At 61.4% G+C, this 25,690-nt stretch carries 26 protein-coding genes and 1 other RNA gene; 6 read left to right on the forward strand and 21 right to left on the reverse strand.

The genetic code is table 11. The features are described 5' to 3' along the window. Positions 1 to 2: 2 nt before the first annotated feature. From IEG05_RS14895 to rsmI, 14 genes are all read right to left on the reverse strand, one after another. Positions 3 to 947: a D-alanine--D-alanine ligase gene (locus IEG05_RS14895; protein ID WP_014821336.1), complete on the reverse strand. Its 945-nt coding sequence runs from the start codon at positions 945 to 947 to the stop codon at positions 3 to 5. Continuing rightward, positions 944 to 2,401 (reverse strand): UDP-N-acetylmuramate--L-alanine ligase, encoded by a 1,458-nt coding sequence (gene murC / locus IEG05_RS14900; RefSeq protein ID WP_191122323.1) that lies wholly within the window; start codon positions 2,399 to 2,401, stop codon positions 944 to 946. The genes IEG05_RS14895 and murC overlap by 4 nt, the downstream gene beginning before the upstream one ends. Then, positions 2,394 to 3,464, reverse strand: coding sequence for an undecaprenyldiphospho-muramoylpentapeptide beta-N-acetylglucosaminyltransferase (gene murG / locus IEG05_RS14905; RefSeq protein WP_045666674.1), 1,071 nt, complete (start codon positions 3,462 to 3,464; stop codon positions 2,394 to 2,396). Before murG ends, murC begins: the two co-directional genes overlap by 8 nt. After that, a complete protein-coding gene (gene ftsW / locus IEG05_RS14910; RefSeq protein ID WP_125897766.1) occupies positions 3,454 to 4,677 on the reverse strand; it encodes a putative lipid II flippase FtsW in 1,224 nt (407 codons plus the stop codon). Before ftsW ends, murG begins: the two co-directional genes overlap by 11 nt. Further along, on the reverse strand, positions 4,677 to 6,020 hold the full coding sequence (murD, locus tag IEG05_RS14915) for a UDP-N-acetylmuramoyl-L-alanine--D-glutamate ligase (RefSeq protein WP_191122324.1): 1,344 nt from the start codon (positions 6,018 to 6,020) through the stop codon (positions 4,677 to 4,679). Before murD ends, ftsW begins: the two co-directional genes overlap by 1 nt. Before the next feature lie 6 nt (positions 6,021 to 6,026). Beyond that, the gene (gene mraY / locus IEG05_RS14920) at positions 6,027 to 7,109 is read right to left on the reverse strand and encodes a phospho-N-acetylmuramoyl-pentapeptide-transferase (RefSeq protein ID WP_023444292.1); all 1,083 of its coding nucleotides are present in this window, start codon (positions 7,107 to 7,109) and stop codon (positions 6,027 to 6,029) included. Next, positions 7,109 to 8,485: a UDP-N-acetylmuramoyl-tripeptide--D-alanyl-D-alanine ligase gene (locus tag IEG05_RS14925; RefSeq protein WP_191122325.1), complete on the reverse strand. Its 1,377-nt coding sequence runs from the start codon at positions 8,483 to 8,485 to the stop codon at positions 7,109 to 7,111. Before IEG05_RS14925 ends, mraY begins: the two co-directional genes overlap by 1 nt. Continuing rightward, positions 8,478 to 9,941 (reverse strand): UDP-N-acetylmuramoyl-L-alanyl-D-glutamate--2,6-diaminopimelate ligase, encoded by a 1,464-nt coding sequence (locus IEG05_RS14930; RefSeq protein ID WP_191122326.1) that lies wholly within the window; start codon positions 9,939 to 9,941, stop codon positions 8,478 to 8,480. Before IEG05_RS14930 ends, IEG05_RS14925 begins: the two co-directional genes overlap by 8 nt. Beyond that, positions 9,941 to 11,668 carry a peptidoglycan D,D-transpeptidase FtsI family protein gene (locus tag IEG05_RS14935; RefSeq protein ID WP_191122327.1) on the reverse strand — a complete coding sequence of 576 codons (1,728 nt, stop codon included), beginning with the start codon at positions 11,666 to 11,668 and terminating at the stop codon, positions 9,941 to 9,943. The genes IEG05_RS14930 and IEG05_RS14935 overlap by 1 nt, the downstream gene beginning before the upstream one ends. Continuing rightward, a complete protein-coding gene (ftsL, locus tag IEG05_RS14940; RefSeq protein ID WP_218857949.1) occupies positions 11,665 to 11,943 on the reverse strand; it encodes a cell division protein FtsL in 279 nt (92 codons plus the stop codon). The genes IEG05_RS14935 and ftsL overlap by 4 nt, the downstream gene beginning before the upstream one ends. 8 nt (positions 11,944 to 11,951) lie before the next feature. Next, positions 11,952 to 12,899 (reverse strand): 16S rRNA (cytosine(1402)-N(4))-methyltransferase RsmH, encoded by a 948-nt coding sequence (gene rsmH / locus IEG05_RS14945; RefSeq protein ID WP_191122328.1) that lies wholly within the window; start codon positions 12,897 to 12,899, stop codon positions 11,952 to 11,954. Next, a complete protein-coding gene (gene mraZ / locus IEG05_RS14950) occupies positions 12,896 to 13,351 on the reverse strand; it encodes a division/cell wall cluster transcriptional repressor MraZ (RefSeq protein ID WP_003302783.1) in 456 nt (151 codons plus the stop codon). The genes rsmH and mraZ overlap by 4 nt, the downstream gene beginning before the upstream one ends. A gap of 294 nt (positions 13,352 to 13,645) precedes the next feature. After that, positions 13,646 to 14,004, reverse strand: an RNA gene (rnpB, locus tag IEG05_RS14955) — RNase P RNA component class A. Positions 14,005 to 14,076: 72 nt separating this feature from the next. Beyond that, entirely contained in the window at positions 14,077 to 14,940 is an 864-nt protein-coding gene (rsmI, locus tag IEG05_RS14960) for a 16S rRNA (cytidine(1402)-2'-O)-methyltransferase (RefSeq protein ID WP_312724231.1), read from the reverse strand. 124 nt (positions 14,941 to 15,064) lie between these two features. Here rsmI and IEG05_RS14965 point away from each other — a divergent pair, with 124 nt between their 5' ends. From IEG05_RS14965 to IEG05_RS14980, 4 genes are all read left to right on the forward strand, one after another. After that, positions 15,065 to 16,867 carry a penicillin-binding protein activator gene (locus IEG05_RS14965; protein ID WP_191122330.1) on the forward strand — a complete coding sequence of 601 codons (1,803 nt, stop codon included), beginning with the start codon at positions 15,065 to 15,067 and terminating at the stop codon, positions 16,865 to 16,867. Beyond that, entirely contained in the window at positions 16,867 to 17,229 is a 363-nt protein-coding gene (locus tag IEG05_RS14970) for a YraN family protein (RefSeq protein ID WP_191122331.1), read from the forward strand. The genes IEG05_RS14965 and IEG05_RS14970 overlap by 1 nt, the downstream gene beginning before the upstream one ends. A 109-nt stretch (positions 17,230 to 17,338) precedes the next feature. Next, positions 17,339 to 17,932, forward strand: a complete 594-nt coding sequence (locus tag IEG05_RS14975; protein WP_191122332.1) for a phosphoheptose isomerase — start codon at positions 17,339 to 17,341, stop codon at positions 17,930 to 17,932. Next, the gene (locus IEG05_RS14980; RefSeq protein WP_014821351.1) at positions 17,929 to 18,507 is read left to right on the forward strand and encodes a BON domain-containing protein; all 579 of its coding nucleotides are present in this window, start codon (positions 17,929 to 17,931) and stop codon (positions 18,505 to 18,507) included. The genes IEG05_RS14975 and IEG05_RS14980 overlap by 4 nt, the downstream gene beginning before the upstream one ends. A 39-nt stretch (positions 18,508 to 18,546) precedes the next feature. On the opposite strand, the gene IEG05_RS14985 is transcribed toward IEG05_RS14980, so the two are convergent. The 7 genes from IEG05_RS14985 to rplM form a co-directional block, all read right to left on the reverse strand. After that, positions 18,547 to 18,945: a ClpXP protease specificity-enhancing factor gene (locus IEG05_RS14985; protein ID WP_003302790.1), complete on the reverse strand. Its 399-nt coding sequence runs from the start codon at positions 18,943 to 18,945 to the stop codon at positions 18,547 to 18,549. A 12-nt stretch (positions 18,946 to 18,957) separates the two neighbouring features. Then, entirely contained in the window at positions 18,958 to 19,575 is a 618-nt protein-coding gene (locus IEG05_RS14990) for a glutathione S-transferase N-terminal domain-containing protein (RefSeq protein ID WP_191122333.1), read from the reverse strand. Between the two features lie 88 nt (positions 19,576 to 19,663). Beyond that, positions 19,664 to 20,443: a cytochrome c1 gene (locus tag IEG05_RS14995; protein ID WP_191122334.1), complete on the reverse strand. Its 780-nt coding sequence runs from the start codon at positions 20,441 to 20,443 to the stop codon at positions 19,664 to 19,666. After that, complete coding sequence (locus IEG05_RS15000) at positions 20,443 to 21,654, reverse strand: cytochrome b (protein ID WP_042928466.1); 1,212 nt, start codon at positions 21,652 to 21,654, stop codon at positions 20,443 to 20,445. The genes IEG05_RS14995 and IEG05_RS15000 overlap by 1 nt, the downstream gene beginning before the upstream one ends. Continuing rightward, positions 21,654 to 22,247, reverse strand: coding sequence for a ubiquinol-cytochrome c reductase iron-sulfur subunit (petA, locus tag IEG05_RS15005; RefSeq protein WP_014821354.1), 594 nt, complete (start codon positions 22,245 to 22,247; stop codon positions 21,654 to 21,656). The genes IEG05_RS15000 and petA overlap by 1 nt, the downstream gene beginning before the upstream one ends. Positions 22,248 to 22,504: 257 nt before the next feature. Continuing rightward, the gene (gene rpsI / locus IEG05_RS15010; protein ID WP_003302797.1) at positions 22,505 to 22,897 is read right to left on the reverse strand and encodes a 30S ribosomal protein S9; all 393 of its coding nucleotides are present in this window, start codon (positions 22,895 to 22,897) and stop codon (positions 22,505 to 22,507) included. A gap of 14 nt (positions 22,898 to 22,911) precedes the next feature. Further along, positions 22,912 to 23,340, reverse strand: coding sequence for a 50S ribosomal protein L13 (rplM, locus tag IEG05_RS15015; protein WP_014821355.1), 429 nt, complete (start codon positions 23,338 to 23,340; stop codon positions 22,912 to 22,914). A gap of 431 nt (positions 23,341 to 23,771) precedes the next feature. Here rplM and IEG05_RS15020 point away from each other — a divergent pair, with 431 nt between their 5' ends. Then, positions 23,772 to 24,809: an NADP(H)-dependent aldo-keto reductase gene (locus IEG05_RS15020; protein WP_191122335.1), complete on the forward strand. Its 1,038-nt coding sequence runs from the start codon at positions 23,772 to 23,774 to the stop codon at positions 24,807 to 24,809. Positions 24,810 to 24,871: 62 nt separating this feature from the next. Beyond that, complete coding sequence (locus IEG05_RS15025; protein WP_042928463.1) at positions 24,872 to 25,552, forward strand: energy-coupling factor ABC transporter permease; 681 nt, start codon at positions 24,872 to 24,874, stop codon at positions 25,550 to 25,552. Positions 25,553 to 25,690 lie beyond the last annotated feature (138 nt).

Below are 25,690 nucleotides of genomic sequence, written 5' to 3' on the forward strand. Positions count from 1 at the left end.
GGCTAGCTCCCCGCCTCGAGGCTGTCATCGAGAATGCTCAGGACCAGTTGCTGGAAATCCAGACCGGCAGCACGCGCCGCCATGGGCACCAGGCTGTGATCGGTCATTCCCGGCACGGTGTTCACTTCAAGCAGCCAGAAATCGCCGTTACCGTCCTGCATCACGTCAACCCGGGCCCAGCCGCGGATACCCACCGCTTCGCAGGCACGTGCCGACAGCGTCTTCAGTTCCTGTTCGCGCACCGCGTCGAGGCCACAGGGAATGCGGTACTGGGTATCGGAAGCCAGGTACTTGGCGTCGTAGTCGTAGAAGGTGTGCGGCGTGCCCAGGCCAATCGGTGGCAGTACCTGGCCGTGCAGCACCGCCACGGTGAATTCCGGGCCTTGTATCCACTGCTCGACGAGTACTTGCGAGTCATAGCTGCTGGCGGCACGCCAGGCTTCGATCAGCTCGGTGAGCCCGCCGACCTTGGCCATGCCGATGCTAGAGCCTTCGTGGGCCGGTTTGACGATCAGCGGAAAACCCAGGGTTTCCGCTGCAGCCTTGCAATCGGCCTCCGTAGCCAGCACGGCATGCTGCGGCGTCGGCAAGCCAAGGCTCTGCCACACCTGCTTGGTGCGCAGTTTGTCCATGGCCAGGGCCGAAGCCAGAATGCCGCTGCCGGTGTAAGGGATACCGGCGCATTCCAATAGTCCCTGCATGCTGCCGTCTTCGCCACCACGACCATGCAGGACGATGAAGGCACGATCGATGCGCTCGTTGCTCAGGCGTTGCAGCAGGTCATCGCCGGCATCGATGCCGAACGCATCCACACCGGCCTCCTGCAACGCGGCGAGGACCGCCGCGCCGGATTTCAGGGACACTTCGCGTTCGGCACTCTTGCCACCGAAGAGCACGGCGACACGACCAAACGCCTTGGGGTCGCGAGTCGAATGCAGGGTCGTCATTTGGATTTCCTCGCGGCGCCATCGCCACCGAACAGCGGACTCTTGAGCAGTTGCGGCGCCAGGCCACCGATGTCACCGGCTCCTTGGCAAAGCAGAATGTCGCCGGCACGCAGCAGCGGCTTGACCAACGGAGCGAGGTCGACGCCACGCTCGACGTAGATCGGGTCCAGCTGGCCGCGCTGGCGGATGCTGTGGCACAACTGGCGGCTGTCGGCGCCGGGTATCGGCTCTTCGCCGGCCGGATAGACTTCCATCAGCAGCAACACGTTGGACTCGCCGAGCACCTGCACGAAGTCGTCGTAGAGGTCGCGGGTGCGGCTGTAGCGATGGGGCTGATAGACCATGACCAGGCGCCGCTCCGGCCAGCCACCGCGGACTGCCTTGATCACTGCGGCGACTTCGCGCGGGTGATGACCGTAGTCGTCGACCAGCATCACGCTGCCGTCCTCGACCGGTAGATCGCCATAGACCTGAAAGCGGCGGCCGACGCCTGCGAACTCCGCGAGGCCCTGGACGATGGCTTCGTCGTCGATACCTTCATCGGTAGCAATGGCGATGGTGGCCAGGGCGTTCAGCACGTTGTGGTTGCCCGGCATGTTCACTGACACATCCAGCGGCTCACAGCCATCGCGCAGCACCGTGAAGAAGGTACGCATGCCTTCCTGACGGACATTGGTGGCGCGCACGTCGGCGTCATCGCTGAAACCGTAGGTCGTGATCGGCCGGCCGATCTGCGGAATGATCTCGCGAACGAACGGGTCGTCGACGCAGAGCACTGCCAGACCGTAGAACGGCAGGTTGTGCAGGAACTCGACGAAGGTTTTCTTCAGCTTGCCGAAGTCGCCGCCATAGGTGCTCATGTGGTCGGCATCGATATTGGTGACCACCGCGACCATCGGCTGCAGGTGCAGGAAGCTGGCATCGCTTTCGTCGGCCTCGGCGATCAGATAACGGCTGCTGCCGAGCTGCGCGTTGGTACCGGCCGCAGTGAGTCGGCCACCGATGACGAAAGTCGGATCGAGCCCGCCGGCGGCAAAAACCGAAGCCAGCAGACTGGTAGTAGTGGTCTTGCCATGGGTGCCGGCGACAGCAATACCGTGCCGGTAGCGCATCAGCTCGGCAAGCATCTCGGCACGTGGAACCACTGGAATACGTTGTTCGAGCGCCAGGGCGACTTCCGGGTTGGCCGAATTGACCGCGCTGGACACCACCAGCACGTCGGCGCCGGCAACATTGCCGGCCTGATGACCGATGAAAATCTGCGCACCGAAGCTCTGCAGGCGATCGGTACTGGCGGACTCCTTGAGGTCCGAGCCCGACACCTCGTAGCCGAGATTGAGCAGCACCTCGGCGATGCCGCACATGCCGACCCCGCCGATACCGACGAAGTGAATGCGACGAATGCGCCGCATACGGCGGACTTCGGCTTTTACCGCGGCGGGAGATTTAGCCACGGGCCACCTCCAGACAGATATCGACCACGCTGCGGGTGGCGTCGGGCCGGGCCAGACGGCGCGCGATGGCGCCCATGGCCTTGAGTTTTTCCGGCTGCATCATTACCTCGGTCAGCTGAGCGGCAAGCACGGCCGCATCAGTCTTGGCTTGCGGCAGAAGGACGGCAGCGCCCTCCTTCGCCAGATATTCGGCATTGCGTGTCTGGTGGTCGTCGATCGCATGGGGCAGCGGCACCAGAAAAGATGGCAACCCAGCTGCGGCCAGCTCGCAAACGGTGAGCGCTCCGGCACGACAGATGACCAGATCGGCCCAGGCGTAGGCCCGCGCCATGTCCTTGATGAAGGGCGCGACTTCCGCCTCGACTCCGACCTCGGCATAACGCTGCGTGGTGATATCGGCGTGCTGCTTGCCGGCCTGATGAAACACCTGCGGCCGCACATCCGCCGGTACCTGGGCGAGCGCGGCGGGCAGCAGTTTGTTCAGCGGTTCGGCACCGAGACTGCCGCCCAGTACCAGGAGGCGCGGGCGACGATGCGCAAGGGCATCGCGGGGCGTCTCAAGGAACAGCTCCTCACGCACCGGATTGCCGGTGGTGCGGCGCTTGGCGCTGGCCTTGAAGGTTTCCGGGAAGGCTTCGCAGACGCGGCTGGAAAGCGGCGCGAGGCTACGATTGGCGGTCCCAGCGACGGCGTTCTGTTCGTGAATCACCAGGGGCACCCCGGCCAGCTTGGCAGCCAGTCCGCCCGGACCGGTAACGTAGCCGCCCATCCCCAGCACGCAGACCGGTTGCAGCTCGCGCACGATGCGACGCGCCTGGAAAAGCGAGCGAATCAACTGCAGCGGAGCCTTGATCAGCGAAACGATGCCCTTGCCGCGCAATCCGCTGACCTGGATCAGATGCAGCGGCAGGCCAGCGGCGGGTACCAGCTCGTTCTCGATACCGCGCGGCGTGCCGAGCCAGTGCACGGAGTAGCCGCGGGCCTGGAACTCACGAGCACAGGCGAGCGCCGGGAAAACGTGGCCACCGGTGCCGCCGGCCATGATCAGTACATTAGCGGCCATGGGCGACCTCCTTGGCCGGCGGCTCGGCGAAATCGGCCTCGTCGAACTCGGTGTCCTCGCTGCCCAGCACGGTTCGGCTTTCCCATTCGATGCGCAGCAGCAGCGCCATGCTTGCGCAGGTCACCACCAGCGAGCTGCCGCCATAACTGAGGAACGGCAGCGTCAGGCCCTTGGTTGGCAGCAGACCTACGTTTACTCCCACGTTGATCAGGAACTGTCCCAGCCAGAGGAACGCCATCCCCCAGGCCACATACGCCGCGAAGAACTGCCGGGCCTTCTCTGCCCACAGACCGATATACAGTGCGCGAACACCGACGAAGGCAAACAGCGCGATGGTCACCAGTGCGCCGACCATGCCCAGCTCTTCGGCCAGTACGGAGAATACGAAGTCGGTATGCGCTTCGGGCAGGTAGAACTGCTTTTGCACGCTATTACCCAGGCCGACGCCGAACCACTCCCCGCGGCCGAAGGCGATCAGCGCCTGGGTCAGCTGGTAGCCGGCGCCGTACTGATCAGCCCAAGGGTCGGTGAAAGTGATCAGGCGCTGGAGGCGGTATTCCTGGGTCTGCACCAACACCACCACGGCACCCACCGCGGCGATCACCAGCAGACTGAAGCGGATCATGCCAACACCACCGAGGAACAACATCGCCACTGCGGCGCCCATCATGACCACGGTCGCACCGAAATCGGGCTCCAGCAGCAGCAGGAACGCCATGGGCAGCAAGACCAGGAAGGGTTTGGCAAAGCCCCACATGCTTTCGCGAACTTCCTCTTGCCGGCGCACCAGATAGCCGGCCAGGTAGATCACCACGAAGACTTTCGCCAGCTCGGACGGCTGCACGTTGAAGGCGCCGAAACCGATCCAGCGCATCGAACCGTTCACTTCCCGGCCGATTCCCGGCAGCAGGACAAGGATCAGCAGGCCGAACGCCGCCAGCAGCAGCATCCAGTCCAGGCGTTGCCAGACCGACAGCGGTACCAGCAGCATCGCAATTCCCGCGCCGAGGCCCAGCGCCACATAAACCAGATGGCGACTCATGTGATACAGCGGATTGCCGGCATTGACCGCCGCGACTTCGGACGACGCCGAAGTGATCATCACCAGACCCAGGCCAAGCAAAGCCAGACAACCGGCGAGCATGGGGAAGTCAAGATCCAGACCGCGGCGGCCGAACAAGGGCGAAGGAGCATGGCGCAGGAAGGCGAGCATCAGTCGAGCGCCTCCACCGCAGCGGCGAACAGGCGACCGCGCTCTTCGAAATTCTTGAACATGTCCAGACTGGCACAGGCCGGCGACAGCAATACCGCATCGCCCGCTTCGGCACACTCGGCGGCGCGCTGCACGGCTTCGCCCAGTGTTGCGACATGAACCAGGGTGGTGGCATCGGCCAGCGCATCCGCAAGGCGTTGCGCATCACGACCGAGCAGCACCACGGCACGGCAATAGCGTGCAATCGGCGCGCGCAGCGCGGAGAAGTCTGCGCCCTTGCCATCGCCACCGGCGATCAGCACCAGCTTGCCGTCGATATCCGCACCCAGTCCTTCGATCGCGGCCAGCGCGGCACCGACATTGGTGGCCTTGGAATCGTCGTAATAGCTGACGTCGCCACGCTGGCCAACCCACTGGCAGCGATGCGGCAAACCGACGAACTGGCGCAACGTCTCCAGCATCGGCTCGAACGGCAGACCCACCGCGTGCCCCAGCGCCAGCGCTGCCAGAGCATTGGACTGATTGTGCGCACCACGCATCTTCAGCTCGCGAACCGGCATCAGCGAATCGAACTGGAACGCCAAGTACTTCTCGCCTTTTTCCTCGAACAGCCCAAAGCCCTTGAAGTCCGGCTTGCCGAGGCCAAAGGTCCAAGTCGGCAGGTCATCCGCGACCAGCGGACGGCTGAGCCGGTCATCGCGATTGACCACCACCTGACGCGCGCCGCGGAAAATTCGGTGTTTGGCCTGATGGTAGGCTGGCAGGCCGCTGTAGCGGTCCATATGGTCTTCGCTGATATTCAGGCAGGTCGCCACTTCGGCATTGAGCTGCTCGGTGGTCTCCAGCTGAAAGCTGGACAGCTCCAGCACATAAAGCTCGACGTCGTCTGCCAGCAGATCGAGCGCCGGCGTGCCCAGGTTGCCACCAACCGCCACGGTGCGCCCTGCCGCCACGGCCATCTCGCCGACCAGCGTGGTCACGGTGCTCTTGGCGTTGGAGCCGGTGATCGCAATGATCGGCGCCTTGGCTTCCCGGGCGAACAGCTCGATATCACCGGACAGCTTGACCCCACGCGCCGCCGCTTCCTGCAGCGCCGGCGTACTGATCGCCAGACCCGGGCTTACCAGCAGCTCGCTGGCGGTGCAGAGAAACTCGACGTCCAGCTCGCCACAGCGCACTTGCACGTCTGGATACTCGGCCTTGAGCGTCGCCAACTCCGGCGGGTTCACACGGGTATCAGCGACGGCAAACGGCAGCCCCCGGCGCGCCAGATGGCGAACCAGGGACATGCCGCTCTTGCCGAGGCCGACAACGATGCGGAACTGGTCGGAAGCGATGAGCACTCTTGATTACCTCAGTTTCAGGGTGGCAAGGCCGACGAGCACCAGGATCACAGTGATGATCCAGAAGCGCACGATCACCCGGGGTTCGGGCCAGCCCTTGAGTTCGAAATGGTGATGGATCGGCGCCATGCGAAACACGCGCTTGCCAGTCAGCTTGAAGCTCGCCACCTGGATCATCACCGAGAGGGTTTCCATCACGAACACGCCGCCCATGATGAACAGCACCACTTCCTGGCGAACGATCACGGCGATGGTGCCCAGCGCCGCGCCGAGCGCCAGCGCGCCGACATCGCCCATGAACACCTGAGCCGGATAGGTGTTGAACCAGAGAAAGCCGAGGCCGGCACCGATCAGCGCGCCGCAGAAGACGATCAGCTCGCCCGCACCCGGCACGTAAGGAATGAGCAGGTACTCGGCAAAATTCACGTTACCGGAGAGGTAGCAGAAGATGCCCAGACCGCCGCCGACCATGACCGTTGGCATGATCGCCAGACCGTCGAGGCCGTCGGTCAGGTTGACTGCGTTGCTCGAGCCGACGATGACGAAGTAGCTCAACACGACAAAACCAATCCCGAGTGGGATCTCGATGTGCTTCAGCAGCGGCAGAATCAGCGTGGTTTCGACCGGTGTCTGCGCAGTCATATAAAGGAAGACCGCGGCGCCGAGGCCAAAGACCGATTGCCAGAAATACTTCCAACGGCTTGGCAAGCCGCGGGAGTTCTTCTCGATCACCTTGCGATAGTCATCGACCCAGCCGATCGCGCCGAACAGCAAGGTCACCGCCAGCACCACCCAGACGTAGCGATTGGACAGATCGGCCCAGAGCAAGGTGCTGATGCTGATGGCGCTGAGGATCAGCGCACCACCCATGGTCGGCGTGCCGGATTTGGACAGGTGCGACTGCGGACCGTCGGTACGCACGGACTGGCCAATCTGGCGCATCTGCAACGTACGGATCAGCCAAGGGCCCATCCACAGCGACAGCACCAGCGCGGTGAGGACGCCGAGAATTCCACGCAGCGACAGGTACTGAAAGACCGCGAAGCCTTTGTGGAACTGTTGCAGATACTCGGCGAGCAGCAGCAGCATCAGTGTTTCTCCATGGATGGCCCAGCGAGCACATCGACGACTTTGTCCATCGCCGCGCTGCGTGAGCCCTTGATCAGAATGGTGGTACCGCTGCCCTGTTCGGCTCGCAGGCTGTCGATAAGGCTGGCCTGGTCAGCGAAGTGCCGAGCGCCTGGACCGAATGCCTGAATTGCGTGGGCCATCAGAGGCCCGACGGCATAAAGCGTGTCGATCTTGCCAGCGGCATAGGCGCCGACGTCACGATGGCCCTGCTCGGCCCACTCGCCCAGCTCGCCCATATCGCCAAGCACAAGGATGGTGCGACCGGCAAAGCTGGCCAGCACGTCGATGGCGGCGCAGATCGATGCCGGATTGGCGTTGTAGCTGTCGTCGATCAGGCGCACACCGTTGGCCAGCATTTGCGCCACGGCTCGGCCTTTGACCGGTTGTAGGCTTTCCAGCCCCGCCACTACGGCCTCGGCCCCGATACCCAGCGCATAGGCTGCCGCGGCTGCCGCCAAGGCGTTGGCCACGTTATGCCGGCCCAGCAGATTGAGCTGGATACGGAGATTGCCCAGCGGGCCGGTCAGCACGAAATTGGGGCAACCGCGCTGGTCGTAGGCGATCGAACCGGCGGAGAAATCCACAAGGGGGTCATCCAGGCCGAACGATACGATGCGTTTGCCCGCAGCGCGCTCGGCCCAGATCGAATAGGCCTTGTCGTCACGGTTGAGCACGGCGGTGCCGGATGCGTTCAGGCCATCGAGAATCTCACCCTTGGCCTCGACGATCCTGTCCGGGCCACCGAACTCTCCGACGTGGGCGGTGCCCGCATTGGTAATTACGCTGACATCCGGGCGCACCAGATCGACGGTGTAGGCAATATCGCCGGGCCGCGAAGCGCCGAGTTCGATGACGGCGCTGCGATGACTGGTGCTCAACTCCAACAGCGTCAGTGGCGCACCCAAGTCATTGTTGAGGTTGCCGCGAGTGGCCAGTACGGCGTTCTGGCCATGGGCGCTGCGTAGAATGCTGGCGAGCATTTCCTTCACGCTGGTCTTGCCGCTGGAGCCGGTGATCGCTGCGACCGGACCGTTGAATGCGGCGCGATTGAGCGCGCCGAGCTGCCCAAGCGCCAACCGGGTATCGGCAACGACAAGCTGCGGCAGGCCTGCATCTGCAACTTCACGCTCGACCAGTGCTGCAACGGCGCCTTTGGCGGCGACGTCCGCCAGATAGGCATGACCATCGAAGCGTGGCCCGGTAAGCGCAATGAACAGCTGGCCAGGTTCGATGGCCCGGCTGTCTGTGCTGACGGCAGTGAAGCTGGCATCCGCTCCGACCAGGCGGCCAGACAGCGGTAGCTGCAATTCGCTCAGGCGCATCGACTCAAGCATTGGCCTTCTCCCAGACGGACAGCGCCCTGCAGGCTTCCTCGAGATCGGAGAACGGCAAGCGTTCGCCGCGAACTTCCTGATAGTCCTCGTGACCTTTGCCGGCCAGCACGACCACATCTTCCGCTCGCGCGGCCGCGATCAGACTGGCGATTGCCTGCGCGCGGCCATGGCTGAAAGTGACCGCCGCAGGATTGCTGAACCCCGAACGAATACCCTCGAGAATCTGTTCCGGCGCCTCATTGCGCGGATTGTCATCGGTGACCACGACGCCGTCGGCCAGCCGCTCCGCGACTTCAGCCATCAGCGGGCGCTTGCCGGTATCACGATCACCGCCGCAACCGAACAGACAAAGCAGCCTGCCGCGCGCGTGTGGACGCAGCGCGGTGAGGACTTTCTCCAGCGCATCGGGGGTGTGTGCGTAGTCGACCACGATCAGCGGATGGTCGCCGCCACCCAGCCGCTGCATGCGGCCGGCGGGGCCTTGCAGTTCAGGCAGCACGGCCAGGATTTCGTCCAGCGGATAGTCCATGCCAAGCAGGGCGCCGACGGCGGCCAATACATTGCTGACGTTGAAACGCCCGAGCAGCGGACTGCGCAACGAGCGCTCGCCCTGCGGCGTGATCAGCCGAGCATGAATGCCGTCGTCGTCGAGACGCGCTTCAGCGCAGAACAGGTAGGCCGCGGGGTCTTCCAGGCTGTAAGTGATCAGGCGCGACTCGCGCTCCTCGCCGGCCAGCACGCGGCCAAAGGCATCGTCGAGGTTGATTACCCGACAGCTCAGCCCGGGCACCTCGAACAGGCGCGCCTTGGCAGCACCGTAAGCATCCATGCTGCCGTGGTAATCGAGGTGGTCACGCGACAGATTGGTGAACACGGCGACATCGAAATCCAGGGCCGCGACGCGCCCCTGATCGAGACCATGCGAGGACACTTCCATCGCTACCGCGCGAGCACCCTCTTGTTTGAGGTTCGCCAGTGTCGCCTGCACGCCGATGGCGTCTGGCGTGGTATGGCGTCCCAGTTCCAGCTGTCCGTGGAATCCAGTGCCAAGCGTGCCGATGATTCCGCAGGGTTCGCCGAGCCGATCGAGCGCCTGGGCAATCAGCTGGCTGACACTGGTCTTGCCGTTGGTTCCGGTCACACCGACCACACGCAGGCTGCGGCTGGGCTCGCCGTAGAAGCGGCCGGCAATCGCCGACAGCTGTTCTGCCAGATGCAGCACCGGAACCATGACTGCGTTGCCGGTCAGTGACTGGTCGAGGCCTTCTGCCTCATAAGCGACCGCGGCCGCGCCACGGGCGACGGCATCCTGTATGTGATCGCGACCATCGAACTGCAGACCCGGTACAGCGAGGAACAGGTCTCCGCCGCGAACCTTGCGACTGTCGAGTGTCAGCTCACGGATCAGCACGTCGCTGCCGGCCTGAGGCAGCAGGTGATTCAATGGCATCGGCATCAGATACGCCCTCCCTTGCCCTTTGCCGTTTCGGCGGTCTGCAGCTCGGCAGGCGGCGGCAGATTGTCCGGTGCGACGTTCATCAGCCGCAGGGCGCGCGCCATGACCTTGCCGAACACCGGTGCCGCGACCAGTCCGCCGTAGTACTGTCCTTTGCTCGGCTCGTCCACAACGATCACCGCAGCGATGCGCGGATTGGAAAGCGGCGCAACCCCGGCGAAGAACGAGCGATAGGCGTCTTTGGTGTAGCCGCCGGTGCCGGAAATCTTCTTCGCGGTACCGCTCTTGCCGCCGACGTGATAGCCCGGCACCTTGGCACGAGCGCCGCCGCCACCCTCCTCTTCCACGACCGCGCGCAACATCTGCAGAACAATGCCGGAAATCTCTTTGTCAATGACCTGCACGCCGTCCTGGGTGCGATCCAGACGCAACAGAGAGAGAGGCACGTTGCTGCCCTGGTTACCCAGCACGGCATACGCATGCGCCAACTGTACGGCGGTCACCGACAGGCCATAGCCGTAGGCAAGCGAAGCCGTCTCAGCGTCTCGCCACTTGCGATGATTGGGCAGATTGCCGACGCGCTCGCCGGGGAAACCCAGCCCGGTATCCTGGCCGAAACCGGCCTGTTGCATCACCGCGTATACTGGCTCGGCGCCGATATCCAGGGCGATCTTGCTGATGCCGACGTTGCTCGACTTCATCAGAATCCCGGTCAGCGTCAGCATGCCGCCACGGGAGACATCACGAATCGTGTAGCGGCCGATACGCATCCACCCGGGCAAGGTATTGACGACCGAATCCGGCTGATATTTACCGGTACCCAGCGCCGCCGCGATGCTGAAAGGTTTGACGGTGGAACCGGGCTCGAAGACGTCGATCATGGCGCGATTGCGCATTGCCGCGGGCTGCAGATTGCGCCGATTGTTCGGGTTATAGGTAGGCTGGTTGGCCATGGCGAGGATCTCGCCGGTCTTGACGTCGACCATCACCAGGCTGGCGGCTTTGGCACCGTATTCCTGCACGACGTTGCGCAGCTCGCTGTGCGCGAGGTACTGCAGGCGCAGATCGATCGACAATGCCATCGCCTTGCCAGCCTTGGCGTTCTTTACGACCTGAACGTCCTTGATCAACCGCCCGCGACGATCCTTGAGCACCTGACGCTTGCCTGGCACACCAGCCAGCCACTCGTCATACGCGAGTTCCATGCCCTCACGGCCACGATCATCGATATCGGTGAAGCCGACCACATGGGCAGCCACTTCGCCAGCCGGATAGAACCGACGGAACTCTTCTTGCGCATAAACGCCGGGGATCTTCAGATCGAGGACTTCCTGCCCCTGCTCCGGGGTAAGTCCGCGCACCAGATAGATGAACTCGCGCGACGCCTGCGACCTAAGACGCTCGCTCAGCGTGGCAGCATCCTGACCCAGCGCCTTGGCCAAGTCCGGCCAACGCGACTTTGCTGCCTGCAGCTCTTTGGGATTGCCCCACAACGTGGTAACCGGCGTGCTCACCGCAAGCGGCTCGCCGTTGCGATCCGTGATCAGACCACGATGCGCAGGAATCGGGATATGCCGAACGCTGCGCGCATCACCCTGACCCTTGAGGAAGCCCTGGTCCATCACCTGAAGATCGACGATGCGCCAGACAATCGCACCGACCAGCAGCGCCAGCAGCGTGAGCACGATACGAAACCGCCACGGATACAGCGCACCTTGAAGGGTCATGGCTTCACCAGCCTGACGTCTGCCGCTTCGGGGATATGCATGTGCAATTGCTCGGTCGCCAGCGTCTCGATGCGGCTGTGCGCAGTCCAGGTGCTCTGCTCGAGGATCAACCGCCCCCACTCGGCCTGGGCCTTGTCACGGACGCTAAGCTCACCGTAGAGCTCGTTGAGCAACTGACGATTCCAATGCGCCGAGTAGGCAACTGCGATCGCCGACAGCAGGACGCTGACGAACAGCACCAGCATCAACAGGCTGCCGCTGGGCATGGAGCGCATTACCTTGGTCACCGCAGCTTCTCCGCCACGCGCATTACCGCACTGCGCGAACGCGGGTTGCCCTTGACCTCCGCATCGGACGCGTACTGCGGCTTGCCGACCAGCTTAAGGCGCGGCTCGAATGCCTTTGGAATGATGGGCAGGTCGCGCGGCAGCTTGTCCGCCTCGCCCTTGGCGTGGCGGCGCATGAACTGTTTGACGATGCGATCTTCCAGCGAATGAAAGCTGATGACCACCAGCCGGCCGCCCACTTCCAGTGCCTCCAGGGCTGCATCAAGGCCATGCTCCAGGTCGCCAAGCTCATTGTTGATGTAGATGCGCAGTCCCTGAAACGCACGAGTCGCCGGATTCTTGCCCTTCTCCCAAGCGGGGTTGGCCTCAGTCAGGACCTTGGCGAGGTCGGCGGTACGCTCGAAAGGCGCCGCTTCGCGGCGCTGCACCACCGCACGAGCCATGCGCTTGGCGAAGCGCTCTTCGCCATAATCCTTGAACACCCGGGCGATCTCATCTTCGTCGGCGTGCGCTATCCAATCGGCCGCACTGACGCCTCGGCTAGGATCCATGCGCATGTCCAGAGGACCGTCGTTAAGAAAACTGAAGCCGCGCTCGGGGTCGTCCAGCTGCGGTGACGAAACGCCCAGATCCAGCAAAACGCCACTGACGGTTCCGCTCCAGCCGCGCTGCGCCACCTCTTCGCCAAGTTCGGCAAAACTTCTCTGCACAACGACAAAGCGGCCGTCCTCGGCCGCCAGTGCTTGCCCCGTAGCGATGGCTAACGGATCCTTGTCGAATCCTAGCAATAGGCCATCAGGCCCAAGCTGCTGAAGCAATAGCCGGCTGTGACCACCCCGCCCAAAGGTGCCATCCAGATAGCGTCCGTCCGGGCGCACGCTCAGCGCCGCGACGGCTTCGTCGAGCAACACGGTGATATGTCGCAAGCTGCTGATCTGGTTCACAGGATTAGGTCACGTAGTTCTTCCGGCAGACCGCCGGGTTGCTTGATGGCCGCTAGGTCCGCGTCAGAAACCGCGTTCCAGTCGTCCTCGTTCCATAGTTGAAACTTGTTCAGTTGCCCTACCAACATCGCGCGCTTGTCCAGCCGGGCGTACTCACGAAGACGCGGCGGCACCACGACGCGCCCACTGCCATCCATCTCCAGATCGACAGCATTACCAATCAGCAGGCGTTGCAGGCGGCGGGCCTCTTCACGCAAGGAGGGCAATTCGCGGAGCTTGGCTTCGATCAGCTCCCACTCGGGCAGGGGGTAAATGCACAAACAACGGTCCACGGCGTCGATCGTGATGATCAGCTGGCCGTCGCCACGGGAATTCAGCTCGTCGCGATACCGGCTGGGCATGGCTAGCCGGCCTTTGGCGTCGAGACTGATGGCGTTAGCTCCGCGAAACACGGCTGCGCTTCCCCTGAATTAGCTATCCATGCCCATATTTACCCACTTTCTGCCACTTCCTACCACTTGTGTGCACTATAGAAACGCAGCCGCCCCACCGTCAAGGCGAGCCAGACGGGAAAAAGCCTTACGGAGCGGCAATTTAGCGACGTTGAGAGGTAATTCGAGCGGAGAATGCGCAGAGGACTGGAAGCACCTTCAGAGACAACAGCGAGTTGCTCAACAAAGTTAAAGTACTTTGTTAAGAGCAAGAATGTTTCGGAATTAAAAACGGGGCATTACGAAGGAAGAAAGGAGGAGAGTCGATCTGTAAGCCGGGTTCTGTCGAGGACAGCCATTCCTCTACGACAGCCATCGCTGACTGCCTCTAGCAACCTACCCGGATCCAGCGCGGGCCACGCCGATGGATCCCTATTTGGTCTTGCTCCAAGTGGGGTTTACCTAGCCACGGACTGTTGCCAGCCGCGCGGTGCGCTCTTACCGCACCTTTTCACCCTTACCGGCACCGAAGTGCTTAGGCGGTTATTTTCTGCGGCACTTTCCGTAGGCTCGCGCCTCCCAGGCGTTACCTGGCACTTCGCCCTATGGAGCCCGGACTTTCCTCCCTCCCTTTTTGCGGAACAAAAAGAGACAGCGACTGTCCGATCGACTCTCCAGGCACCAGAGTATCGCCGCAACGCGCTGCCTGCAAGCTCACCAAGTGGCACGAGGCCCAGACCCAGCTCCTATTTGCGTTCCAGCGCCGCCTGGTACAACAGATTCTTACGCACACCGGTAATATCGGCTGCGATTGCGGCCGCCCGCTTGAGCGGCATTTCTGCCAACAGCAGATCGAGCACCCGGAGCGCCTCTGCGCTCACCGCGCTCTCGTCTAGCGGAGCATGCCAACCCTCTACAAGCACCACGCACTCGCCGCGCTGCTGATTGCTGTCGGCCTCGACCCACGCGTGCAACTCGCTCAGTGGCAGCCCTTTCAGCGTTTCGAACGTCTTGGTCAGCTCTCGGCCGAGCACGGCAATTCGATCGCCACCGAACACATCTCGAAAGTCGCCAAGCGATTCCAGTATGCGGTGCGGAGCTTCGTAGAAGATCAGCGTACGCGGCTCTTCTTTCAGTGCTTCGAGCCGTGCACATCGTGCAGCTGCCTTGGCAGGCAGAAAGCCTTCGAAGATGAATCGATCCGAGGGCAACCCAGCCGCCGACAGTGCGGCGATCAGCGCACAAGCACCCGGCACCGGCACCACTGCAACCCCAGCGGCACGCGCCTGGCGCACCAGGTGATATCCCGGATCGGAAATCAACGGCGTACCCGCATCGGAGATCAGCGCGACATTCTCTCCACCTTGCAACCGCCCGATGAATCGCCCCCCCTCTTCACGCTCGTTATGCTCGTGGCAAGCTGCCAGCGGCGTCTGAATACCGAAGTGCGCGAGCAACCGAGACGAGTGACGGGTATCCTCCGCGGCTATCAGCGACACCTCTCGCAGCACCCGCAGCGCTCGGGCACTGATGTCCTCCAGATTGCCGATCGGCGTGGCGACGACATAAAGCGTCCCCATTCCGGAATTCGCACCACCGCTGGCAGTCACAAGGGCTTACCTCTGTCACGGAAATGCGCATTGTAGCCCGATTCACCGCCGCAACATCGCCGCCACTTCAGCGCTTGGGTACAATCCCCCAACACTCGCCAGTGCTTTCAGGAACGATCAAACAATGGCTTGCTTACGCCCCCTTCTACTCCTGTGCGTCGCAATCATGCTCGCGGCTTGCGCCAGCTCTCCCTCTTCGACATTGGGCGAACTGCCTCGCACACCACAGGCTTCCACCCAGCAACTGCTGGAGAAAGCCGACCAAAGCGACCCCGAACAAGCCGTGCAGTTGCGCCTGGCCGCCGCCGACCAGAGCATCCAACAGGGCAACCATGCCCAGGCTCGCAGCATTCTGGAAAAGGTTCAGCTGGATACACTGAAACCAGCGCAGCAGATCTTCGCATTGACACTGCAGGCCGAAATCGCACTAGCCGATGGCAAACCGGAACAAGCCGAGCAAGCACTGCAGCACCCTGCGTTTGAACGCCTGGGCGAGCTACCAGTGGCGCAGCAGGTTCGTAGCCAGCTGGCGCGGGCGGAAGCGCTGGAGGCGACCGACAAGCCCCTCGCCGCTGCGCGCGAACGGGTTTTCACTGCTCCACTCCTGAGTGGCGAGCAAGCCAGAACCAACCACGAAGCCATCTGGAAACTCATATCCGCACTTCCCGAGCAGCAACTGCAAGGCGCGGCAGATGACGATCTCGCCGGCTGGCAGTCGCTGGCGCTGTCACTGAAACGCGCCGGCACCGTTGCCCAGCAACAGCGCGCCATTGACGACTGGATTGCACAAAACCCCCAGCACCCTGCCGCAGAACAGCTCCCTGAGCCGCTGCAGAAACTTCGTGAGCTGGCCGATCAGCCCCTGAACAACATTGCACTGCTGCTCCCCATGGACGGCCAGCTGGCAAGCGTCGCTCGCGCCCTGCGTGACGGCTTCCTCGCGGCACACCTGCACGCGCAGCAATCCGGCCAGGCGCTGCGCATCGAGCTTTATGACAGCACCCGCATGACCTCCATCGACGAGTTCTACCGACAAGCCCAGGCTGCCGGCGTACAGCTGGTCGTGGGCCCGCTGGAAAAGGATCTGGTGCGCCAACTGGCCGAGAGGGATCAACTGCCGATCACGACACTCGCCCTGAACTACAGTGACGCCGGTCAGAGCACCCCGCCCCAGCTGTTCCAGTTCGGCCTGGCTGCCGAGGACGAAGCCCGCGAGGTCGCCCGCCGTGCATGGGCGGACGGCCATCGCCGCGCCATCGCACTGGCTCCTCGCGGAGACTGGGGCGGGCGGATTCTGGATGCCTTCCGCCAGAGCTGGGAAGAAGCCGGCGGAACACTGGTTGCAGCCGAGCCATTGGCCGAGCCCGTGCAACTCGCCAACCAGATCGCCGATCTGCTGCAACTGCGCAATAGCGAGAGTCGTGGCGGACGGGTCAGCAGCATCACTGACGCCTCGACGAGCAACCAGCCCACTCGCCGGCAGGACGTCGACTTCCTGTTCTTGGCAGCCACTCCGCAGCAGGCCCAGCAAGTCCGACCCACCCTGATCTTCCAATATGCGGGCGACCTTCCGGTATACGCCACCTCTCACCTGCATGCGGCCAGCCACGATCGCACCCAGTACCTCGACCTCGAAGGCATTCGTTTCGCAGAAACCCCTTGGCTATTGAACGACCAACTTCCATTGCGCCAGGAAGTCGAGCAGAAATGGCCGCAGGCGGGCGGCAGTCTGGGTCGACTGTACGCAATGGGTGCGGACGCCTACCTTCTCGCGCCGCGGCTGAATCAACTGCTGGCACTTCCGGATACTCAACTCGATGGCCTCTCCGGCACGCTCAGCCTGAACCCGCAGCAGCGCATCGAGCGTCAGCTTCCATGGGCCGAGTTCCGCGACGGCGAGGTCCAGCGCCTGGACAACATGCAGTAATGAGCGACAGCCAGAGCAGCGGGCGCTTTGCCGAAGCACTCGCGTTGCGTCACCTGTGCGATCAGGGCCTGCGCCTGCTGACGCGCAACTGGTCCTGTCGCAGCGGCGAGCTTGATCTGGTCATGCTCGACGGCGATACAGTAGTATTCGTCGAGGTCCGCTACAGGCGCTACGCCGCCTGGGGTGGCGCCCTTGAAAGCATCGATGCGCGCAAGCAGCAGAAGCTGATCAAGGCTGCCCAGCTCTTCCTGCAGAAGGAAAGCCGATGGGCCCGGAGCCCTTGTCGCTTCGACGTCGTTGCGATCACATCAGCCGGGCAGACCGAGAATCTGAACTGGATCCGCAACGCATTTGATAGCTGAACGATTCATTACGCAGCGACTGCTGCACGATGCCGCCCAGCCCTAGCGAACCGCAAGCGCATACCGAAGCGATAGCCGGTGGCGCTTGCAACCTTTAAGGTCGAACACAATGGACATGCAAACCCGAATCCGCCAACTGTTCCAGGCCAGCATCGAAACCAAGCAGCAGGCCATGGAAGTCCTGGCCCCGAGCATCGAGCAGGCCGGCCAGGCGATGGTCAATGCCCTTCTTAGCGAAGGCAAGATTCTTACCTGTGGCAACGGCGGCTCCGCTGGCGACGCGCAGCATTTCTCCTCCGAACTGCTCAACCGCTTTGAGCGTGAGCGGCCGAGCCTTCCCGCCATCGCTCTGACCACCGACAGCTCGACGATCACCTCGATCGCCAACGATTACAGCTACAACGAAGTATTCTCCAAGCAGATCCGCGCCCTGGGTCAGCCAGGCGACGTATTGCTAGCGATCTCTACAAGCGGCAATTCCGCCAACGTGATCCAGGCCATCCAGGCAGCTCATGACCGGGAGATGCTGGTAGTGGCACTGACTGGACGGGACGGCGGCGGCATGGCGTCTCTGCTGCTGCCAGAAGACGTCGAAATCCGCGTACCAGCCAAGGTGACCGCCCGCATCCAGGAGGTGCACCTGCTGGCTATCCACTGCTTGTGCGACCTGATCGACAACCAATTGTTCGGAACTGAGGAATGAACGTGCCCCGCCTGCCTGTTATCGCCCTAGGCCTGTGTCTAGCCGTCAGCGGCTGTAGTTCGGTACTGACCGCAACCCGCGACGATCCAATTGCCGATAACCGCGGCACCCGCACCATCGGCAGCAAGATCGACGACTCGCTGATCGAGACAAAGGCTGCGGTCAATATCGCCAAGGCCCATCCCGACCTTGATCAGGGCTCGCACATAGTCGTAGCGAGCTACAACGGCGTCGTACTGCTGGCCGGACAGACTCCGCGCGCAGAACTCAAGGAAACGGCCGAACGAGCTGCAGGCAGCGTGCAGCGCGTCAAGCGCGTCCACAATGAACTGCAGATCCTGCAGCCCTCCTCTGCACTGGCACGTAGCAACGACTCTTGGCTGACCACCAAGATCAAGACCCAGATGCTCGCAGATAACAGCGTGCCGGGCTCGCGGATCAAGGTGATCACCGAAAACGGCATTGTCTATTTGCTGGGCCTGGTTACCCGCCAGGAAGGCAACCGCGCAACCAACCTCGTTCAGAGCGTCAGTGGCGTGCAGCGTATCGTCAAACTGTTCGAATACATCGACTGACCGACTTTGGCGCCCGATAGGCCCGGGCGCCGCGCTCGCCTACTTGACCACCTTCAAACTCGGACGTCCGCCCGGCCGCGGCGCATCATCACCACCGCTCTCGCTTGGCGCATCGTCGTCCGGCGGCGTCGGCTCGATCTCGAACACCATGCCCTGCCCATTTTCCCTGGCATAGATGGCCATCACAGCAGCGGACGGTACGTTCAACGAGTGAGCAACGCCACCGAAACGCCCCTCGAAGCTGATCGCCTCATTATCCATGTGCAGGTGGCGTATGGCGCTTGGCGCAACGTTCAGCACGATCTGCCCGTCACTGGCGAACCCGGCAGGGACCTGCACGCCGGGATAATCGACGTTGACCAGCAAGTGCGGCGTGCAATCATTGTCCACGATCCACTCGTAGAGCGCCCTGACTAGATAGGGGCGACTTGAATTCATGGGAACCCTCTCTCAGCGCATGTTGCGCTCGACGGCGGAAAGACTGGCCTGAAAGGCCTCGCGGGCGAAACTGCGCTCCATATAGTCAAGCAACGGCTTGGCAGCTCGAGGCAACTCGATACCGAGTCTGGGCAAACGCCAGAGGATAGGCAACAGGCAGCAGTCGACGAGACTGATCTCGTCACTCATGAAATACGGCTTTTCCGCGAATATCGGCGACACGCCGGTCAAGCTTTCACGAAGCTCTTTGCGCGCCTGCGCGCGTTCCGGCTCAGCGGTACGCTGGTCAAGGATACGGTCGGCCAGCGAACACCAATCTCGCTGAATACGATGAACCAGCAGGCGAGTATTCGCCCGCGCAACCGGATAGACCGGCAATAAAGGGGGATGGGGGTAACGCTCTTCCAGATATTCCAGAATCACACCCGGCTCATACAGTGCCAGATCGCGATCCACCAGCGTCGGAACACTGGCATACGGGTTCACCTCGGCCAGCTTGGCGGGACACTGCCCCGCCTCGACGTCAAGTATGTCCACACTGACGCCTTTCTCTGCGAGCACGAGACGAACGCGATGGGAATAGTGGTCGGCGGGATCGGAGTAGCAGCCCAACCGATTGGTTGCAGCCATAGGTCCTTCCTCACTCTTTTATCTTGAAGCAGAAAAAACACGCGCGCCCAGAGGGCGCGCGCAGGGTACAGCAGTTGCGGCTTGCAGCTTAGTGAACGTCTTTCCAGTACTCACGCTTGAGCAGGTAAGCGAACACGAAGAACACCGCCAGGAACAGCAACACATAGGTACCGATACGCTGGCTCTCCAGCTTGACCGGGTTTGCCGAATAGGCAAGGAAGGTCACCAGGTTCTTGATCTTCTCGTCGTACTCGGCCTCGGAGAGTGTGCCGGTACCAGGCTCGACGACCATCTGATCGCATGCCTCCTCGGTGATCGGTGTGCCGGTCAGAGGATCGAACTGCTTGCGACCGTCTTCGACCACCTGCACCTGCTTGCAGCCCACGACGCGACGCCCCTGAAGCGGAGCCAGCACGTGCGGCATACCCACGTTCGGGAAGACCGTGTTGTTGACGCCATAAGGGCGGGCCGGATCTTCGTAGAAACTGCGCATGTAGGTGTACAGCCAGTCGTTGCCGCGAACGCGAGCAACCAGGGTCAGGTCCGGCGGAGCGGCACCAAACCAGACTTTGGCGTCATCAGCCTTCATGCCGATCTTCATGTGATCGCCAAACTTGGCATCAGCAAAGACGATGTTGTCCATCATGACCTCTTCGGGAATACCGAGGTCAGTGGCAACACGCTCATAACGCTGGTACTGCGCGCTATGACAACCCATGCAGTAGTTGGCGAAAGTCTTCAGACCGTCCTGCATGGCCGCTTTGTCAGTCAGGTCGATATCGACCTTATCCAAGTGCACCTCGGTCCCTGCAGCGGAGGCAAAGACCGGCAGGATTGCAAGAATCAATGCAGCAAATTGCTTTTTCATCAGCCAGCCACCCTTTGCGGAACCACTTTGGTCTTCTCGAGCTTGGTATAGAACGGCATCAGGATGAAGTAGCCGAAGTAGATAGCAGTACATATCCGCGCGAGCAGAGTGCGCTCGGGAGTCGGTGCAAGTACGCCAAGCACGCCGAGAATGATGAAGGATACACAGAACGCCAACAGCGTTACTTTGCTCATCCAACCCTTGTACTTCATGGATTTGACCGGGCTTCGATCCAACCAGGGCAACACGAAGAGCACTGCGATCGCCGCCCCCATGGCAATAACGCCAAGCAGCTTATCCGGCACCGCGCGCAGAATCGCGTAGAACGGAGTGAAGTACCAAACAGGAGCAATGTGTGCCGGAGTCTTGAACGCGTTCGCCACTTCGAAGTTCGGCTTCTCAAGGAAATAGCCGCCCATCTCAGGGAAGAAGAACACGACCGCACAGAAGACGAAGAGGAATACTACGACACCGACAATGTCTTTAACGGTGTAGTAAGGGTGGAACGGGATGCCATCGAGCGGCACGCCATTCTCATCCTTGGTCTTCTTGATATCGACACCCATCGGGTTGTTCGAGCCAACCTCGTGCAGCGCCAGGATGTGCAGAACGACCAGGCCAAGAATGACGATTGGCAGCGCGATCACGTGCAGCGCGAAGAAGCGGTTCAGCGTGATGCCTGAGATGAGGTAGTCACCGCGAATCCACTGGGTCAGGTCACCACCGATGACCGGAATGGCACCAAACAGCGAGATGATTACCTGGGCACCCCAGTAGGACATCTGTCCCCAAGGCAGCAGATAGCCCATGAAGGCCTCAGCCATGAGCGCCAGATAGATCATCATGCCGAAGATCCACACCAGCTCGCGCGGCTTCTGATAGGAGCCGTAGAGGATCCCACGAAACATATGCAGATAGACCACCACGAAGAACGCAGACGCGCCCGTGGAGTGCAGGTAACGGATGATCCAGCCGTACTCAACGTCGCGCATGATGTATTCGACGGAGGCGAAGGCGCCCTCAGCCGAAGGCTCGAAGCTCATGGTCAGCCAGATACCGGTAAGTATCTGATTGACCAGTACGAGCAGCGCCAGCGAACCGAAGAAATACAGGAAGTTGAAGTTCTTGGGGGCGTAGTACTTCGAAAGATGGTCTTCCCACATCTTGGTCGCGGGGAAGCGGGCGTCGACCCATTCCATGAACTTGCTCATCAGGCGTTCTCCTGGTCCACACCGATGATGATTACATTATCGGTCTCGTACGAGTGCGGGGGCACCGGCAGGTTCAAGGGAGCTGGCTGCGACTTATAGACGCGACCGGCCATATCGTATTTGGAACCATGGCAAGGACAGAAATACCCACCAAGCCAATCGGCACCGAGATCGGCCGCAGCCACCTCAGGACGGAAGGACGGCGCACAGCCGAGGTGAGTACACAGACCGACCACCACGAGCAACTCGGGCTTGATCGACCGGTTCTTCGGATCGACATAAGCAGGCTGCTCGGAAGCCTTGGACTCAGGATCGGCTACCTGGCCGGCAACCTTCTCCAGATTTCCGAGGACCTCGTCGGTCCGACGCACGATAAATACCGGCTGACCGCGCCACTCGGCGACCATCTGCTGCCCCGGCTCGATCTTGCTGATATTTACCCTTACCGGCGCACCGGCCGCCTTGGCCTTGGCACTCGGGAACCACGATCCCACAAACGGGACCGCAGCACCCACCGCTCCTGCAGCGCCCACCACCGAAGTGGCGGCCACAAGGAAGCGACGCCGGCCTGCATTCACGCCGTCATTGCTCATTCAGTCGTCTCCCATCAGCTTCTTATGGCCTGCTTGACGCAGGCATGTACCACGTAAAATTGGGCCGCGAAAAATTCGCCAAATGGTAAAGAAAAGGCCTTCTTCTGACAAGGTAATAGCCTGTCACATAAGCCCTAATGCCCGGCCTTCAGGCTTTCCAGCGCGCGACACACTGTCGCACCGCCATATAAAAACGCACCCCCAAAAAAAAACGCCCAGCTCCGAACGAAACTGGGCGTTTCTTTTGAAAGCGCGAATTAGCGCTTGGAGTACTGCGGACGCTTGCGCGCTTTGCGCAGACCGACCTTCTTACGTTCCACTTCACGAGCGTCGCGAGTGACGAAGCCAGCCTTACGCAGCGGGCTGCGCAGAGTTTCGTCATACGAGATCAGAGCACGAGTGATACCGTGACGAATGGCACCGGCTTGACCGCTGACACCACCACCGAGAACGGTGACGTAGATATCGAACTTCTCGACAGTCTCAGTCAGCTCCAGCGGCTGACGAACGACCATGCGGGCAGTTTCGCGACCGAAGAAGTTATCCAGCTCACGGTTGTTGATGGAGATCTTGCCAGTACCCGGGCGCAGAAAGACGCGCGCGGTTGCAGTCTTGCGACGGCCAGTGCCGTAATTTTGAGTCGCCGACATAATGAACTATTCCGTTAAATCTTCAGTTCTTGGGGCTGCTGAGCGGTGTGCGGGTGGCTGGCACCCTTGTACACCTTCAGCTTACGATACATGTCGCGACCCAGCGGGTTCTTCGGCAGCATGCCTTTGACCGCGGTCTCGATCACACGCTCGGGCGCCTTGGCGATCAGCTTCTCGAAGCTGATCGACTTGATGCCACCCGGGAAACCGGAGTGAGAGTAGTACACCTTGTCTGTGGTCTTGGCACCAGTCACACGCACTTGCTCAGCGTTGATCACGACGATGTAATCGCCAGTATCCACGTGAGGGGTGTATTCCGGCTTGTGCTTGCCACGCAGGCGGCTAGCGATTTCGGTTGCCAGACGACCCAGGGTCTGGCCGGCAGCGTCGACGACGAACCAGTCGCGCTTGACGGTTTCCGGTTTAGCAGTAAATGTCTTCATTCGTTATAGCCTCAGGGGCCGCCCTGAAAATAAGACGGCGAATCTTACTGAATGGTGCTCGCCCTGGCAAGGCCAGGGCAGCCGGAAACAGACGCTATCGGGGGCTCGGGTCAGCGCGTCCGCCACGGCAGTGGTTCGGTAGGCTAGACATCCCCTACCTTTGGCTTGCGTCGACAGGCTAGGCATCCCCGGCGACAGGCTGCGGAATTATCCTGATTACCAGCAAAATAGCAACCGACATTTATATTTATCGAATTCCGCTACACCCGCTCTCAAGCAGGCACAGCCCACCAAACAGGGAGCCTCACTCCCTAGATCTGCCAGCGTGACATCCAGGGCATTTCGGATACGTCGAACGCTCTCATGAGCACAAGCCGTCCCGTCTTCGTTAAGCTCTTCGGCACTCAGTCTCAGATCACGCGAGGTATTGCATGGAATATCGCTCACTCGGCCGCACAAATCTGAAAGTCAGTTCACTTTGCCTCGGCACCATGACATGGGGAGAACAGAACGACCAGGCCCAGGCATTCGCCCAGATCGACCGGGCGAAGACTGCCGGCATCAACTTCATAGATACGGCCGAGATGTACCCGGTGCCGCCGCGCCCGGAAACCTACGCAACCACTGAGCAATACATAGGAAATTACTTCCAGAGCCGGGGCGACAGAGCCGACTGGATCATAGCCACGAAGATCGCGGGACCCGGCAACGGCATTACCCACATTCGCGACGGTCAACCCAAATTCAATCGCGAACAGATCCGCACCGCGCTCGATAACAGCCTTCGGCGCCTGCAAACCGACTGGATCGACCTGTACCAGCTACATTGGCCGGAACGCAGCACCAACTTTTTCGGGCAGCTGGGCTACCGACATCAAGATGGCGACTTCACTCCACTGGAAGAAACTCTCGAAGCGCTCGATGCCGAAGTCAAAGCGGGCAAAATCCGCCACATCGGCCTGTCCAACGAAACACCTTGGGGCGCGATGAAATACCTGCAATTAGCCGAAGCTCGCGGCTTGCCGCGTTCGGTTTCGATACAGAACCCTTATAACCTGCTCAATCGCAGTTTCGAGGTTGGCCTGGCGGAAATCAGCATCCGCGAACAATGCGGCCTACTCGCGTACTCGCCACTGGCATTCGGCATGCTCAGCGGCAAATACGAGAACGGTGCTCGCCCTGCCAGCGCGCGCCTCACGCTCTTTGAACGCTTCGCACGTTATAACAACCCCCAGGCCAAAGCCGCATGCTCTCGGTACGTTAAACTGGCTCGCGAGCATGGACTGGATCCAGCACAGATGGCGCTTGCGTATGTCACAGCGCAACCCTTCGTCACCAGCAATATCATCGGCGCGACATCACTAGAGCAACTTGAGTCGAATATCCGTAGCGCCGAAATTACGCTCTCGAGTGAAGTGCTAGCCGCAATTGAAGCGATCCACACAGAACAGCCGAATCCAGCCCCCTAAGCCCCTTCACGAAGCACCGACTACTGCGCACCGGCAACAACGAGCACAAAGGAATCACTAGCATGATCGCCGCCCACCTGCTTGCTCCATCCAGCCTGCTGGCAGGCTGGATAATCTATGTGATCGCACTGTTATGGGCGACCTGGCGAGCTCCCTGGGTCGAGCTCTTCAGTGATACTCGCCGTCAGCACTTGCTGTTCGGCGCAATGCTTTCGATCTTTCTGCTCTGGCTGGTGCGAAGGGACTTCGATTCGGGCCTTTCATTCCACTTCATCGGGCTGACAGCCGTCACCTTGCTACTGGACTGGCCACTGGCAATCATCGCCGCCCTCATCGCCCAGGTCGGCCTGACACTGACAGGTCATCAACAAGTTGCAGCCCTGGGCATGAACGGCATCCTGCTGGTACTGATCCCAGTGCTGGTCACGGTTGTATGCGCGCGACTCGTAGAACGCGCCCAACCCCGCAACCTGTTCGTCTTCATTTTCTTCGCTGGATTCTTTCCAGCGGCGCTCGCAGCATTGGCGTGCATCCTGGCATCGCTCGGCGTACTGCTACTAGATGGTCGCTACCCGATGCCGCCTTGGCTGGCGGATTTTGCCGGCTACCTATGGCTGGTCATGTTCCCCGAAGCCTTCATCAACGGCACAGCGATTACCGCCCTGGTGGTTTTCTACCCGGACTGGATGGAAAGTTTCAATCAAAGCCGCTATCTGCAGGCGCCATGGAAAGAAGACAAGTAGCGTCAAAGCGCTAGCAGGCCGTTGAAAAAAGCCAGAGCCCGCGTGGCTCTGGCAAAATGGCGGCCATCCTCTTCTGCCGAAGCCAGCCCAAGCCGATGCGTGGACTCGACCTCAAACAAAACGAGCTGTTCAGTTATA

The organism is Stutzerimonas kunmingensis (assembly GCF_014764705.1).
In the GTDB taxonomy this organism is placed as follows: domain Bacteria; phylum Pseudomonadota; class Gammaproteobacteria; order Pseudomonadales; family Pseudomonadaceae; genus Stutzerimonas.

Bases quoted from the DNA above. Each gene is read 5' to 3' on its own strand.
- IEG05_RS14930 (WP_191122326.1), bottom strand. From the start codon at position 9,941: ATGCCGATGCCATTGAATCACCTGCTGCCTCAGGCCGGCAGCGACGTG.
- ftsW (WP_125897766.1), bottom strand. From the start codon at position 4,677: ATGCTCGCCTTCCTGCGCCATGCTCCTTCGCCCTTGTTCGGCCGCCGC.
- mraY (WP_023444292.1), bottom strand. From the start codon at position 7,109: ATGCTGCTGCTGCTCGCCGAGTATCTGCAACAGTTCCACAAAGGCTTC.
- IEG05_RS14980 (WP_014821351.1), top strand. From the start codon at position 17,929: ATGAACGTGCCCCGCCTGCCTGTTATCGCCCTAGGCCTGTGTCTAGCC.
- rpsI (WP_003302797.1), bottom strand. From the start codon at position 22,897: ATGTCGGCGACTCAAAATTACGGCACTGGCCGTCGCAAGACTGCAACC.
- murG (WP_045666674.1), bottom strand. From the start codon at position 3,464: ATGGCCGCTAATGTACTGATCATGGCCGGCGGCACCGGTGGCCACGTT.
- rplM (WP_014821355.1), bottom strand. From the start codon at position 23,340: ATGAAGACATTTACTGCTAAACCGGAAACCGTCAAGCGCGACTGGTTC.
- IEG05_RS14935 (WP_191122327.1), bottom strand. From the start codon at position 11,668: ATGACCCTTCAAGGTGCGCTGTATCCGTGGCGGTTTCGTATCGTGCTC.
- IEG05_RS14965 (WP_191122330.1), top strand. From the start codon at position 15,065: ATGGCTTGCTTACGCCCCCTTCTACTCCTGTGCGTCGCAATCATGCTC.
- ftsL (WP_218857949.1), bottom strand. From the start codon at position 11,943: ATGCGCTCCATGCCCAGCGGCAGCCTGTTGATGCTGGTGCTGTTCGTC.
- IEG05_RS14985 (WP_003302790.1), bottom strand. From the start codon at position 18,945: ATGAATTCAAGTCGCCCCTATCTAGTCAGGGCGCTCTACGAGTGGATC.
- IEG05_RS14975 (WP_191122332.1), top strand. From the start codon at position 17,339: ATGGACATGCAAACCCGAATCCGCCAACTGTTCCAGGCCAGCATCGAA.
- IEG05_RS14970 (WP_191122331.1), top strand. From the start codon at position 16,867: ATGAGCGACAGCCAGAGCAGCGGGCGCTTTGCCGAAGCACTCGCGTTG.
- IEG05_RS14895 (WP_014821336.1), bottom strand. From the start codon at position 947: ATGACGACCCTGCATTCGACTCGCGACCCCAAGGCGTTTGGTCGTGTC.
- IEG05_RS15000 (WP_042928466.1), bottom strand. From the start codon at position 21,654: ATGAGCAAGTTCATGGAATGGGTCGACGCCCGCTTCCCCGCGACCAAG.
- IEG05_RS14990 (WP_191122333.1), bottom strand. From the start codon at position 19,575: ATGGCTGCAACCAATCGGTTGGGCTGCTACTCCGATCCCGCCGACCAC.
- IEG05_RS14925 (WP_191122325.1), bottom strand. From the start codon at position 8,485: ATGCTTGAGTCGATGCGCCTGAGCGAATTGCAGCTACCGCTGTCTGGC.
- IEG05_RS15025 (WP_042928463.1), top strand. From the start codon at position 24,872: ATGATCGCCGCCCACCTGCTTGCTCCATCCAGCCTGCTGGCAGGCTGG.
- IEG05_RS15020 (WP_191122335.1), top strand. From the start codon at position 23,772: ATGGAATATCGCTCACTCGGCCGCACAAATCTGAAAGTCAGTTCACTT.
- IEG05_RS14995 (WP_191122334.1), bottom strand. From the start codon at position 20,443: ATGAAAAAGCAATTTGCTGCATTGATTCTTGCAATCCTGCCGGTCTTT.
- petA (WP_014821354.1), bottom strand. From the start codon at position 22,247: ATGAGCAATGACGGCGTGAATGCAGGCCGGCGTCGCTTCCTTGTGGCC.